Raw genomic sequence first — 12,662 nt, 5'->3', positions numbered from 1 at the left:
GGGCTCAAGCGGTCGCATCCAGCGCACGCTCAGGCACTGTCGCCGGCGCCGTCTTGGTCATTAACCCGGCGTGCTTGCTCTCCAGTGCCCTGACTTCTTTGGCCAGGTTTTCCAGAAGCTGGCGTCCCTGGGGCGTGAAATCGCCACTGGCTTGCAGATCCGGCAAGGCCCGGATCAATCCTCGCATGATGAACGCCAGCCGGTTTTGCGCTCGCTGCAACTCTTCGGACGAGCGCGAGCGGACCCGCTCCAGGTATTTGACCAATGCGATATACACGTAAAACGCATGAAAATAGCCGTACAAATCACGCTTTTGCCCTGACCACGGCAGGGTGAACGACGCCTCCCGCGAGGCAACTTCTTCGATCACCGGGCACATTTCGACAATGTAATAGAGCAGTTGATGAGTGGCCTCATGCACCAGTGACTCTTCCAGATCGAGTATCGAATTGTCCCGGCTCGACAGCAGGATGACCCCGGTGTAACGGGACGCCGAACAACTTCGAAATGAACCGTCGGGTAAATAACAAATGGCCTTGACCAGTTTCTTGAAGCGTTCATGGCAGGCGGGCCAGGTGTGCTCTATTCGCAACAAGGCAATACTGACTATATCGCTAAAGAAACGCACTGGGTGACCATCACGTTCCAATTGCTTGCGGGTCGCTTCATCTTCCGGAAACTTATAACTGGGTGGTACCGCCATCGCGATGAGCGGATCGACATCGAATCGATACACCGGCGGGCAATCATGAATCAAACGGGATGTATCTTTTGCCTTTACCCGCGCCAGCATATCGGGAAAACCGATCAGCAGTTTTTCCAACTCGCCTGTCTCTTCAGATTTTTCGGTCAACACCAGATTGGTATGACGAAACGTCAGGCCCTGCCATATTTGAAATACCGGATCATTAATAATCGGATGCTGCTCCTGAGGTTCAAGCAATATAAGATTCACCGCTTGTTCAAAAAAGACGGCCAAGTGTGGTGAATCGGGAAACAGTCTGAAAAGTTCGGCATACAGCACAGTAAAAGTCGTATAACGATTTCGGCTGACACGCTCCAGTAATACGTCAAATCGAGAGGACTCCGTATCAGGGAGAAATGTCGTGCCTTGAAATAAATCGTCGACGGATAACTCACGTTGTCCACTGTTCCCGGTATCCATTTTTCAAACCTTCCCTTAGGCAGACGGCAACGGCTTCGCCATCGTCAGACTGGCGACGCCATAACCCAGTTGTTCATAAAGACCACGAGCCGCCTCGTTGCGGCCAAACACATGCAAGCGTATTTCCTCGCACCCCGCCTGGCGCGCCCATGTTTCAGCGGCCAGCATTGATTGCCAGGCATAACCCCGACGGCGTGAGCCGGGCTCAATGTAGATATCCAGAATAAAAGCGCTCAGCCGCGTACCGGCATGTCGCAGGGCGATCCACAGTTCACCGATGCGCCGATCTTCGTCCTTGATCACCCAGAGTTGATTGTTTTCAGTCAGTCGCCCTTGCGGCAACAATTGCTCGAAGACGTTTCTGGACTTTTGCGATGCCTCTTCCTGCCCCCACTCACCTGAGGCGACCATGCCCTGGCCATATTCGGCAACGGCTCTTTCGGCGAACGTCACGAAGTCCGCGTTATCCATTGGAGCCAAGGTGACAGACATGGGGCATTCACTCCCTGTTCGACCACGTTGTTGTCCTGGTATTGAATCGAGCCATTTGGCGTACCGCACAAATCGACCGGCTTTACGTGGCACGCCAAACGGCATCACCGATCGTTAATCCATTTGTGCCTGTACATTCTGTTGTTGGTCGAATATCGCAGCATTACCCAGCTTGTCGCGAATACCCGCGCCGGCACTTCCCAGCTTTGCAGTATCAATATTCTTTACGGCTGTGAGTTCAGTAGCAGTTAAGTGCACACCTATTCCTTTTACAGCGGCCTCGGCGTCTTTATGCAGTTGCTCAGCGAACTCCTTATCGAGAAGGGCGCGACCTACAACCGTAGCAAGACGCTCCTGATTAACAGCTCTTGTGGGCATGGTGTTTCTCCTTGTTATTTCAGCCTGATTAAAAAGTACTCCTGACGAGGCATAAATTTCCTTTGCCTGCCCTGAGGATTTTGAATATAGCAAGACCTCCTTTGTTTTCCAGCAATGCCAGCAACTGTCTTTAAATCTTTTCACGATAACCGATAATTCCAATCCTTAAGTTTAACTGGCGATTACCCATATATCTTTAATTACAGAAATAACTGTAAGAAGCTTCTTACAACCAAAGCATTAAGCACTTTCATCTAACATAAAAAGCGCCATTCATAAAACACGCACCCGGATACCTGTTATCAACCCGAATAACGATGGGATTTGATTAAAAATGCCTCATACCGTCCGCGTCCCGGCTGGCGTCGATTAACGTTCGATAATCGCCCAAAACCCCATCCACCCAATTGAATCCCCCTGTCCATCCCTCGCACCATTGCCCGCACCTGCAAAATCAATAACAACAAGGTCCGACACCATGACTACGCGCCCTCCCCGCTCCGGCTGACCCCATCCTTTATCCGAATTCGATTCTTGTGTCTGCGACCTCTTGGTTGCGGCTGTGTACTGCTTTATCCCTGACAATTAGAGAGACCCGAGCCCATGACTTCCTCCACCCCGCAGTATTTGTTTCCCAGCCTGATCGCCATCGCACTGGCCGGTGCGGCCCTGCCCGCCATGGCCGAGGAAGCGGGCTTTGTCGAAGGTGCCAAGGTCAACCTGAACCTGCGCAATTTCTACATCAACCGTAACTTCACCAACCCGACCAAGACCCAGGGCAAGGCTGAAGAGTGGACGCAAAGCTTTATTCTCGACGCTAAATCCGGGTTCACCCAGGGCACCGTCGGGTTCGGCATGGACGTGCTGGGGTTGTATTCGGTCAAGCTCGACGGCGGCAGAGGCACTGGCGGTACGCAGTTGTTGCCGCTGGATCACGATGGTCGCCCGGCGGGCAACTTCGGTCGCACCAATGTGGCGTTCAAGGCGAAGCTGTCCCAGACCGAAGTGAAAGTCGGCGAATGGATGCCGGTGCTGCCGATCCTGCGTTCGGACGACGGTCGCTCGCTGCCGCAAACCTTCCGTGGCGGCCAGATCACTTCGAAGGAAATCGACGGCCTGACGCTCTATGGCGGCCAGTTCCGCGCCAACAGCCCGCGCGACGACAGCAGCATGAATGACATGTCGATGACCGGCAAAGCGGCGTTCACCTCAGACCGCTTCAACTTCCAGGGCGGCGAATACGTCTTCAACGACAAGCGCACGCAGATCGGCCTGTGGAATGCTGAACTCAAAGACATCTACAGCCAGCAATACGTCAACCTGATCCACACCCAACCACTGGGCGACTGGACCCTGGGCGCCAATCTCGGGTTCTTCTACGGCAAGGATGACGGCAGCGCCCGGGCGGGCGAGCTGGACAACAAGACCTGGTCGGGCCTGTTCTCGGCCAAATACGGTGGCAACACCTTTTACGTCGGCCTGCAAAAACTCACCGGCGACAACGCCTGGATGCGGGTCAACGGCACCAGCGGCGGCGCCCTGGCCAACGACAGCTACAACGCCAGCTATGACAACGCCAGGGAACGCTCCTGGCAAGTGCGCCACGACTACAACTTCGCCGCTCTGGGCGTACCGGGCCTGACCCTGATGAACCGCTACATCAGCGGCGACAACGTACACACCGCCACCACCAGCGACGGCAAGGAATGGGGCCGTGAAAGCGAACTGGGCTATACCGTGCAGAGCGGCACGCTCAAAAACCTCAACGTCAAATGGCGCAACTCCACCATCCGCCGCGACTTCAGCAATAACGAGTTCGACGAGAACCGGTTGATCGTCAGCTATCCGATCAGCCTGCTGTAAACACAAAAAATGTGGGAGCGGGCTTGCCCGCGATGGCAATCTTTCAGTCACATCAATATTGAATGTAGTGCCGTCATCGCGGGCAAGCCCGGCTCCCACAGGGATCTTCGGTGAACACAAAATGTGCGTTCACACCGCATAACTGTAGGAGCGAGGCTTGCCCGCGAAGGCGTCAGATCAGGCAACACAACTTTCGCAGATCACTCCCGCGATTCAACCCCCAACTCATCCCACACCGACTCGGCCAGGTGGAAGGTCGCGTTGGCCGCCGGGATGCCGCAGTAGATCGCGCTCTGCATGATCACTTCCTTGATCTCACCGCGGGTCACGCCGTTGTTGGCGGCGGCGCGCAGGTGCAGTTTGAGTTCTTCGTTGCGGTTCATGCCGATCAGCATGGCAATGGTGATCAGGCTGCGGGTGTGGCGCGGCAGGCCCGGGCGGGTCCAGATGTCGCCCCAGGCATGGCGGGTGATCATCTCCTGGAACTCCGAATTGAACTCGGTCAGCGTGCTCAGGCTGCGGTCGACGTGGGCGTCACCGAGCACTGCGCGACGGACTTTCATGCCCTCGTCGTAACGTTGTTTCTCGTCCACAACAATCCCCTCAATGAGCTGACAGAAACGCCAGTACTCGGTCGCTGAACGCAGCGCCGGCCTGGACGTTGGACAGGTGCGCGGCGTAGAACTGGGCGTACTCGGCGCCCTGCACATGTTCCTGAATGAAATGCCCGCCCGACGGCGGCGTCACCGCGTCTTCAGTGCCGGCGATCACCAGCAGCGGCACCTGAATCGAGGACAACTGATCGCGGAAGTCGGCATCGCGTACCGCCGCGCAATTGGCCGCGTAACCTTCAGGCGAGGTGGCCGCGAGCATGTCGGTAATCCGCTTCACCACTTCCGGATTAGCCTCGGAAAAATCCGCGGTAAACCAGCGTGCAATCGACGCATCGCGCAGGGCAACCATCGCCGCCGCGCCGTCACGCAGCACGGTTTCGATCCGTGGATTCCACACCGACGGATCGCCGATTTTCGCCGCAGTGTTGCACACGATCAGTTTGTTCAAACGCTGACCGGCATTGATCCCCAGCCACTGGCCGATCAACCCGCCCATGGACAGACCACAGAAATGCGCGCGTTCGATGTGCAGCGCATCCAGTAGCGCCAGCACGTCGTGGCCCAGTTGCTCGATGCTGTAAGGCCCCGGCGTCACCAACGATTGGCCGTGACCACGGGTGTCGAAACGCAGCACGCGAAAATGCTCGGTGAGCGCCGGGATCTGCGCGTCCCACATGTGCAGGTCGGTACCCAGTGAGTTGGACAGCACCAGCACCGGCGCATCCGCCGGTCCATCGAGTTGCGGCCCTTGAATTTGGTAGTGCAGTTCGCCCTCAGCGAGTTGTACGAATGCCACAGCAGTCTCCTTCAAGCGGTCAACGCAAAATGTTCAGCCACCGCTCGCTCGACCCAGGTATGGGCCTGACCGAGGTAATGGGCGGGGTCCAGCAGACGATCGAGTTCAGCGTCCGACAGCTCGGCAGTCACCTGCGGCTCGTCACCGAGTACCGCGCGCAGATGACGTTGCTCGGCCACGGCGCGCTTGCAGCATTGCTCCAGCAGATGATGCGCGGTGTCGCGACCGACCCGTTGCGCCAGCACGATGCTCACGGCTTCGGCCAGCACCAGGCCCTGGGTCAGGTCGAGGTTGTGCGTCATTCGGTCGGCATCCACTTCCAGTCCGTTGGCCACCAACAGCGCTTGCTGCAAGCTGCCTGACACCAAACAGCAGATCTCCGGCAGAGTTTCCCATTCGGCATGCCACAGGCCCAGGCTGCGTTCGTGCTCCTGCGGCATCGCGCTGAACAAGGTCGAGAGCAAACCCGGCACCCGCGTCGCTGCGCCGATCAGCACCGCTGCGCCCACCGGGTTGCGCTTGTGCGGCATGGTCGAGGAACCGCCCTTGCCCGGTGCCGATGGCTCGAACACTTCGCCGGCCTCGGTCTGCATCAACAGGCTGATGTCGCGGCCGAGTTTGCCGAGGCTGCCGGCGATCAACCCAAGCACCGCGCCAAACTCCACCAGACGATCACGCTGGGTGTGCCAGGGTTGATCCGGCAAGGTCAGTTGCAGTTCTGCGGCCAAGGCTTGGGCAATCGGCATCGCCTGTTCGCCGAGGGCCGCGAGGGTGCCGGAGGCGCCGCCGAATTGCAGCACCAACAGGCGCGGTTTGAGTTCCAGCAAACGCTGACGGCTGCGCGTTACCGCCCCCAACCAACCGGCGATTTTCATGCCGAGGGTGACGGGCGTCGCGTGTTGCAACCAGGTGCGTCCGGCCAATGGGGTGGCGACGTAACGCCAGGCCTGGGTCGCGAGGGTTTCCCCCAGCTGCATCAGGTCAGCTTCGATCAACTCCAGCGCGCGGCGCAGTTGCAGCACCAGGCCGGTGTCCATCACATCCTGACTGGTCGCGCCCAGATGCACGTAACGCTCGGCTTCGGTATCGTTCTTCGCGATCTGCTTGCCCAATGCCTTGACCAATGGAATCGCCGAATTCCCCGCCGTGGCAATCGCCTGACCCAGCGCGGCGAAGTCGTAATGCTCGGCCCGACACGCCGCTTCGATAGACGCGACAGCCGTCTGCGGAATCAGGCCAACCCGTGCTTCGGCCCGGGCCAGTGCCGCTTCGAAATCAAGCATGGCCTGAACCCGGCCCTGATCGCAGAACACCTCACGCATGTCGCGTGCCGTGAAGTAGGCATCGAACAATTGATTGCCCGGTCGCTGGTTCATAAACAGTCCTTGCAGGCGTAGCCGGTCAGGCCCCCGCGTAAAGATCAAGAATCCCACAGATTTTGTGGCATTCAATCAATAATCGAAGAACACCGTCTCCGCATCCGTGCCCTGCAAAATCACATTCCACTGATAAACACCCGCAGCATCCTTCTTCGCCAGCAAGGTACTACGGCGTTCGGCAGGCACGCATTCCAGTAGCGGGTCCGCCGCGTTGGCCGGTTCGCCATCAAAGTAAATCCGCGTCAACAAGTGCTTCACCAACCCGCGAGCAAACACCAGTACCACCAAATGCGGCGCCTGGGTCGTGCCCTTCAGGCCTTCCACTGTGCCCGGCTTGATCGTGGTAAAGCGGAAGCGCCCTTCTGCATCCACCGGCACCCGGCCAAACCCTTCGAAGTTCGGGTCCAGGGGTTTGTCCTGATCGTCTTCGGGATGGTCGTACTTGCCGGCGGCGTTGGCCTGCCAGACTTCGAGCATCGCGTCGTTGACGAAGTCGCCGTTGCCATCGACGACTTGCCCGGTGATCGCCACGCGCTCACCGAGAGTCTGTGCAACGGTCAGGTCTTCGCGGTTCAGCCAGGTCAGGCCGATGTGGTAATACGGCCCGACGGTGTGGGACGTGGTCGCGTTCAGCGTCATCTTATTTCTCCATCGGCGTGGCATCGCGGCCGCGCAAGACGATGTCCCAGCGATAACCGAGGGCGTAGGAAGGGATGGTTTTTTCCAGGTCGAAACTGGCGATCAGGCGCTCTTTGGCGCTGGTGTCGGGCACGCAGTTGTAGATCGGGTCGTAAGCCAGCAACGGATCACCCGGGAAATACATCTGGGTCACCAGGCGCGTGAGAATACTGGGCCCGAACAGTGAGAAATGGATGTGCGCCGGGCGCCAGGCGTTGTGATGGTTACCCCACGGATAGGCGCCAGGCTTGATGGTCTGGAACTGATACCAGCCATCGGCGTCGGTCACGGTGCGGCCGGTGCCGGTAAAGTTCGGGTCCAGCGGCGCGTCGTGCAGGTCACGCGCATGGGCGTAGCGACCGGCGGCGTTGGCCTGCCAGATCTCCACCAGAATGCCTGGCACCGGCAGACCATTTTCATCCAGCACACGGCCGTGAATGATGATCCGTTCACCCAGTGGCTCGCCCGAGTGCTGGGCAGTCAGGTCATTGTCCTGTTCCTGGATGCGCTCGGCGCCAATGGTCGGGCCGGTGATTTCCGACAGCGAATGAGGCAAAAACACCAACGGCTTGGACGGCGAGCGAAGGTTGGTGGATTGATAAGGAGGGTGCAGGTATTCCGGCTGAGTGCCCGCCTGCGGGCGACGGTAACCAGGTTTGTCAGTCATTGCGCTTTCCTCAATTCTTATTAGTCGCGTCTGTATGTCAGACCCGTTCGATCGCCAGGGCCAGACCCTGGCCGACACCGACGCACATGGTCGCCAGACCTTTCTTGCCGCCGGTCTTTTCCAGTTGATGCAGCGCGGTCAGTACCAAGCGTGCACCGCTCATGCCCAGCGGATGGCCCAAGGCAATGGCGCCACCGTTCGGGTTGACCTGGGCCGCGTCGTCCGCCAATCCCAGTTCACGCAGTACGGCCAAGCCCTGGCTGGCGAAGGCTTCGTTGAGTTCGATCACATCGAAATCGCTGACCGCCAGGCCCAGGCGCTCAGTCAACTTGCGCACCGCCGGCACCGGGCCGATGCCCATCACCCGTGGCGCGACACCGGCACTCGACATGCCCAAAACGCGAGCGCGGGCAGTCAGGCCATGTTTCTTCACCGCGTCGCCGGAGGCCAGAATCAACGCCGCCGCACCGTCGTTCACGCCGGAAGCGTTGCCGGCGGTAACGGTTTTGTCCGGGCCGTTCACCGGTTTGAGTTTGGCCAGGGTTTCCAATGTCGTGTCAGCACGGGGATGTTCATCCTGCGTGACGACGCTTTCACCCTTCTTGTGGGCAATGCGCACTTCGACGATTTCTTCAGCGAAAAATCCTGCGGCTTGCGCGGCCGCCGTGCGTTGCTGACTGCGCAGGGCGAACGCATCCTGATCGGCGCGGGACACCTGGTAGTCGTCGGCCACGTTATCGGCGGTCTGCGGCATCGCATCGACGCCGTATTGGGCTTTCATCAACGGATTGATGAAACGCCAGCCGATGGTGGTGTCTTCCAGTTTCATGTTGCGCGAGAACGCCGCATCGGCCTTGCCCATCACGAACGGTGCACGGGACATGGACTCGACGCCGCCGGCAATCGCCAACTCCATCTCGCCACTGGCGATGGCCCGGAATGCGGTGCCAATCGCATCCATGCCCGAAGCGCACAGCCGATTGAGAGTGACGCCGGGAATGGTTTCCGGCAGGCCTGCCAGCAACAACGCCATGCGTGCGACGTTGCGGTTGTCTTCGCCGGCCTGGTTGGCGCAACCGAGAAACACCTCGTCCACCGCATTCCAGTCCACCGAAGGGTTGCGCGCCATCAGCGCCTTGATCGGCACGGCGGCCAGGTCGTCGGCGCGAACCGCCGACAAGCCACCGCCGAAACGGCCGATAGGGGTGCGAATGGCGTCGCAGATATAAACGTCACGCATCAGGCTTCTCCGGGTGCTTGGCCGTGGGCCGCCGCGGTGCGTGCTTCCAGATCGCGCAGCGCGGTCAGCTCGACATCGGTTGGCTCGGCGGTGTTTTCCACCTGATCGGCGAAGCGAATCGCCCAACCGGTGGCGGCAATCACTTGCTCGCGTGTCACGCCTGGGTGCAGCGCGGTCACCACGAATTCATGAGTATCCGCTTCGGGTTCCATGATGCACAGGTCGGTAATAATGCCGACCGGACCGGCGCCCGGCAGACCCAGACGCTTGCGCGAATCACCGCCCTCGCCATGGCCGACCGAAGTGATGAAATCGAGTTTATCGACAAAGGAGCGCGCCGATTGCTTGAGGATGATCAGCACGCTCTTGGCGGAACCGGCGATCTCCGGCGCGCCACCGGCACCCGGCAAGCGAACCTTGGGCTGATGGTAGTCGCCCACCACGGTGGTGTTGATATTACCGAAGCGGTCGACTTGCGCGGCGCCGAGAAAACCGACGTCGATGCGCCCGCCCTGCAACCAGTAGCGAAAAATCTCACCGGTCGGGACGACAGTGTCGGCGGTTTCCGCCAGTTCACCGTCACCGATCGACAGCGGCAGTACGCTCGGCTTGGCACCGATCGGACCCGATTCATAGATCAGGACGACGTCTGGCGAGGAAGTCAGACGCGCCAGGTTGGCGGCTTTCGACGGCAGGCCGATACCGACGAAGCACACCGAACCGTTTTTCAGACGGCGGGCGGCGGCAACGGTCATCATTTCATTGGTGGTGTAAGTCATTACTTGGCCTCCGAAGCAGCGGCCAGCTTGGCCTGGAACTCACTGAAGTCAGCGCAACCGTGGATGTACTCGTTGATCCACGCGGTGAAGGTTTCACGGTCGCGGGCAATCGGGTCCCAGGCCTGGTAGAAACGGTTATCGCGTTCGGTGTAACCGTGGGCGTAGGACGGATGCGCGCCCCCCGGTACATGGCAGACCGCGCTCAAGGCCCAGGTCGGCAGCACGCAAGCGTTCATCGGAGCATTGAGGTCGTCGACGATTTCTTCAACAGTGACGATGCAACGCTTGGCGGCCAGCGCCGCTTCTTTCTGCACGCCGAGAATGCCCCACAGCAGTACATTGCCTTTGCGGTCGGCTTTCTGCGCATGAATCACGGTAATGTCCGGGCGCACCGACGGCACCGCCGCCAACACTTCGCCGGTGAACGGGCACGTGACGGTTTTGATCAGCGGGTTGACCTTCGGCAGGTCGGAACCGCCGTAGGCACGCAGCACCGCGAACGGTAAGCCCGAAGCGCCCGCGACGTAGGCATTGGCCAGGTCGGCGTGGCTGTGTTCTTCAATTTCCAGCGCATGCGGCCACTGTCTTTCGACCGCGTCACGCAAACGGTGCAACGAACCGACGCCAGGGTTACCGCCCCAGGAGAAAATCAGCTTGCGAGCACAACCGGCACCGATCAACTGGTCGTAGATCAAGTCGGGCGTCATCCGCACCAGGGTCAGATCTTTCTTGCCCTGACGGATGATTTCGTGACCCGCCGCCGTAGGAATCAGGTGAGTAAAGCCTTCGAGCGCGACGGTATCGCCGTCGTTGACGAACTGCTTTATCGCGTCATGCAGCGAAAGGATTTCAGCCATGGGGCAGGCTCCCGTTTTGTTATGAACCAACAGTGGTAGAAAAAGGCGCGAGGTTCAGCGCCGGAATGACTGAAGATTAAGCCCCTGGAAAAACCCGAACAATCCGATAATCGACTAAGTGTTCGTTTATCGAACAGATTGTTATCTCCCTACCGATCTCCTCTGTCGATCGTTCCACGCTCCGCGTGGGAATGCAGCCCGGGACGTCCGTTGAGACTTTCCCACGCGGAGCGTGGGAACGATCACATCTCGGAAATTGCCCTCAGGTCGCATCCGCATGGCTGACCATGCCCTTGATCACCACCGCCGTGGTCGCCAACGCAGCCGGAATTACCAGCGCCGTCAGCACCTGTTCGAAATTCCAGCCCAGGCCCAGCAACGTTGCACCCATCCACGCACCGAGGATCGCGCCGAAGCGGCCAATCCCGAGCATCCACGACACACCGGTCGCCCGCCCTTGGGTCGGGTAAAACCGCGCCGCCAAAGACGGCATCGCCGATTGCGCGCCGTTGACACACATCCCGGCCACCAGCACCAGGGTCGCCAGCAATGTGATGTTGCCCAGGCTCTGCCCTACTGCGTAGGCAAACACCCCGGCCAACAGGTAGAAAATGCCGATGACCTTGTGCGGATTGAACCGGTCCATCGCCCAGCCCACACCCACTGCGCTCAACACCCCACCGAACTGAAACAGCGCACCAATGAATGCGGCCTGTTCCATGCTCGCGCCACTGTCGCGCATCAGCGTCGGCAGCCAACTGGTCAGCAGGTAAACAATCACCAGCCCCATGAAGTACGTCAGCCACAGCAACAACGTGCCGGTGCTGTAAATGCCGGAGAAGATCACCGCGAACACATTGCGTGCCTTCACGGTTTTCTGTTCCGGCACGCTGAAGCTCGAAGCTTGGGCCACCAGCGTCGGGTCGATGGGTGCCAGGGCCTTGCGTACTTTGTCCGTGCCACGATTGCGCACCACCAGATAGCGCGCCGATTCCGGCAACCAGAACAGCAAGACGACGGCGAGAATCAGCGGCAGAATCCCACCGATCATCAACAGGCTGTGCCAACCGAAAGCCGGGATCAGTTTGGCCGAGATGAACCCGCCCCCGGCCATGCCGAGGTTGAAGCCGCAGAACATGCTGGTCACCAGCAGGGATTTCTTGCGCTCCGGGGTGTATTCGGACAGCAGCGTGGTGGCATTCGGCATGCCGGCGCCCAGACCCAGACCGGTGAGGAAACGCAGCACTAGCAGTTGATCGACGTTGGTGCTGTACGCCGACGCCAGGCTGAAAGCGCCGAACAACAATACTGCGCCCACCAGTACGACTTTTCGCCCAAAGCGGTCAGCCAATGGGCCGGAACCCAAGGCGCCGAAGACCATGCCGATCAACGCCGCACTCATCACCGGGCCGAGACTGGCCCGATCGATGCCCCAGTCCTGGGACAGTGCCGGCGCAATAAAGCCCATAGCCGCGGTGTCGAGGCCATCGAGGAAAACAATCAGGAAACATAGAATCACCACCCGCCATTGGTAGCGCGAAATGGGTTGAGCGTTGATGAAGGACTGCACGTCGAGGCAGTTTCCTACAGCAGACTGAGGCTGGTTCATTATTTTTATTCCACGCAAAGAACGCAGTCGAACAAGTGCCAGCCGGGGCTGACGCTGTCACAAAAAAAAGGAGGTCGAGATCAGGCGATGCGGTTTCGGCAGCTAAATCGGCGGGAACAGCGACAGTCGGGAAACGTGCGCATAA

13 protein-coding genes are annotated in these 12,662 nt (G+C 59.4%); 1 reads left to right on the top strand and 12 read right to left on the bottom strand.

Annotation, left to right across the window (positions count from 1 at the left end):
• Window positions 1–4: 4 nt before the first annotated feature.
• The 3 genes from PSH97_RS06175 to PSH97_RS06165 all read right to left on the bottom strand — a co-directional run bounded on the left by PSH97_RS06175 (window position 5) and on the right by PSH97_RS06165 (window position 2,035).
• Entirely contained in the window at window positions 5–1,165 is a 1,161-nt protein-coding gene (locus tag PSH97_RS06175; RefSeq protein WP_305448499.1) for an aKG-HExxH-type peptide beta-hydroxylase, read from the bottom strand.
• A 15-nt stretch (window positions 1,166–1,180) separates the two neighbouring features.
• Entirely contained in the window at window positions 1,181–1,657 is a 477-nt protein-coding gene (locus PSH97_RS06170) for a GNAT family N-acetyltransferase (protein WP_305448498.1), read from the bottom strand.
• Window positions 1,658–1,771: 114 nt separating this feature from the next.
• Window positions 1,772–2,035: an Os1348 family RiPP precursor gene (locus PSH97_RS06165; protein ID WP_305449754.1), complete on the bottom strand. Its 264-nt coding sequence runs from the start codon at window positions 2,033–2,035 to the stop codon at window positions 1,772–1,774.
• 603 nt (window positions 2,036–2,638) lie between these two features.
• Here PSH97_RS06165 and PSH97_RS06160 point away from each other — a divergent pair.
• Complete coding sequence (locus tag PSH97_RS06160) at window positions 2,639–3,898, top strand: OprD family porin (protein ID WP_305448497.1); 1,260 nt, start codon at window positions 2,639–2,641, stop codon at window positions 3,896–3,898.
• 200 nt (window positions 3,899–4,098) lie between these two features.
• On the opposite strand, the gene pcaC is transcribed toward PSH97_RS06160, so the two are convergent.
• The 9 genes from pcaC to PSH97_RS06115 all read right to left on the bottom strand — a co-directional run bounded on the left by pcaC (window position 4,099) and on the right by PSH97_RS06115 (window position 12,517).
• Window positions 4,099–4,491 carry a 4-carboxymuconolactone decarboxylase gene (gene pcaC, locus PSH97_RS06155; protein WP_205887454.1) on the bottom strand — a complete coding sequence of 131 codons (393 nt, stop codon included), beginning with the start codon at window positions 4,489–4,491 and terminating at the stop codon, window positions 4,099–4,101.
• Between the two features lie 10 nt (window positions 4,492–4,501).
• Window positions 4,502–5,308, bottom strand: a complete 807-nt coding sequence (gene pcaD, locus PSH97_RS06150; protein ID WP_305448496.1) for a 3-oxoadipate enol-lactonase — start codon at window positions 5,306–5,308, stop codon at window positions 4,502–4,504.
• 11 nt (window positions 5,309–5,319) lie between these two features.
• Complete coding sequence (locus PSH97_RS06145) at window positions 5,320–6,684, bottom strand: 3-carboxy-cis,cis-muconate cycloisomerase (protein ID WP_305448495.1); 1,365 nt, start codon at window positions 6,682–6,684, stop codon at window positions 5,320–5,322.
• Between the two features lie 75 nt (window positions 6,685–6,759).
• Window positions 6,760–7,326, bottom strand: coding sequence for a protocatechuate 3,4-dioxygenase subunit alpha (pcaG, locus tag PSH97_RS06140; RefSeq protein WP_305448494.1), 567 nt, complete (start codon window positions 7,324–7,326; stop codon window positions 6,760–6,762).
• A 1-nt stretch (window position 7,327) separates the two neighbouring features.
• Entirely contained in the window at window positions 7,328–8,032 is a 705-nt protein-coding gene (gene pcaH, locus PSH97_RS06135) for a protocatechuate 3,4-dioxygenase subunit beta (RefSeq protein WP_305448493.1), read from the bottom strand.
• 37 nt (window positions 8,033–8,069) lie between these two features.
• Window positions 8,070–9,275 (bottom strand): 3-oxoadipyl-CoA thiolase, encoded by a 1,206-nt coding sequence (gene pcaF, locus PSH97_RS06130; protein ID WP_173667551.1) that lies wholly within the window; start codon window positions 9,273–9,275, stop codon window positions 8,070–8,072.
• A complete protein-coding gene (locus PSH97_RS06125) occupies window positions 9,272–10,051 on the bottom strand; it encodes a CoA-transferase subunit beta (protein ID WP_008005876.1) in 780 nt (259 codons plus the stop codon). Before PSH97_RS06125 ends, pcaF begins: the two co-directional genes overlap by 4 nt.
• Window positions 10,051–10,908 (bottom strand): CoA transferase subunit A, encoded by an 858-nt coding sequence (locus tag PSH97_RS06120; protein WP_305448492.1) that lies wholly within the window; start codon window positions 10,906–10,908, stop codon window positions 10,051–10,053. The genes PSH97_RS06125 and PSH97_RS06120 overlap by 1 nt, the downstream gene beginning before the upstream one ends.
• A gap of 262 nt (window positions 10,909–11,170) precedes the next feature.
• Entirely contained in the window at window positions 11,171–12,517 is a 1,347-nt protein-coding gene (locus tag PSH97_RS06115; protein ID WP_305448491.1) for an MFS transporter, read from the bottom strand.
• Between the last annotated feature and the right edge of the window lie 145 nt (window positions 12,518–12,662).

The organism is Pseudomonas cucumis, assembly GCF_030687935.1.
GTDB lineage: Bacteria > Pseudomonadota > Gammaproteobacteria > Pseudomonadales > Pseudomonadaceae > Aquipseudomonas > Aquipseudomonas cucumis.
The sequence above is the reverse complement of the archived record's forward strand: the minus strand, read 5'-3'. Positions and strand labels throughout refer to the sequence as shown.

Bases quoted from the DNA above. Each gene is read 5' to 3' on its own strand.
- PSH97_RS06175 (WP_305448499.1), bottom strand. From the start codon at position 1,165: ATGGATACCGGGAACAGTGGACAACGTGAGTTATCCGTCGACGATTTA.
- PSH97_RS06170 (WP_305448498.1), bottom strand. From the start codon at position 1,657: ATGTCTGTCACCTTGGCTCCAATGGATAACGCGGACTTCGTGACGTTC.
- PSH97_RS06165 (WP_305449754.1), bottom strand. From the start codon at position 2,035: ATGCCCACAAGAGCTGTTAATCAGGAGCGTCTTGCTACGGTTGTAGGT.
- PSH97_RS06160 (WP_305448497.1), top strand. From the start codon at position 2,639: ATGACTTCCTCCACCCCGCAGTATTTGTTTCCCAGCCTGATCGCCATC.
- PSH97_RS06145 (WP_305448495.1), bottom strand. From the start codon at position 6,684: ATGAACCAGCGACCGGGCAATCAATTGTTCGATGCCTACTTCACGGCA.
- pcaG (WP_305448494.1), bottom strand. From the start codon at position 7,326: ATGACGCTGAACGCGACCACGTCCCACACCGTCGGGCCGTATTACCAC.
- pcaH (WP_305448493.1), bottom strand. From the start codon at position 8,032: ATGACTGACAAACCTGGTTACCGTCGCCCGCAGGCGGGCACTCAGCCG.
- PSH97_RS06125 (WP_008005876.1), bottom strand. From the start codon at position 10,051: ATGACTTACACCACCAATGAAATGATGACCGTTGCCGCCGCCCGCCGT.
- PSH97_RS06120 (WP_305448492.1), bottom strand. From the start codon at position 10,908: ATGGCTGAAATCCTTTCGCTGCATGACGCGATAAAGCAGTTCGTCAAC.
- PSH97_RS06115 (WP_305448491.1), bottom strand. From the start codon at position 12,517: ATGAACCAGCCTCAGTCTGCTGTAGGAAACTGCCTCGACGTGCAGTCC.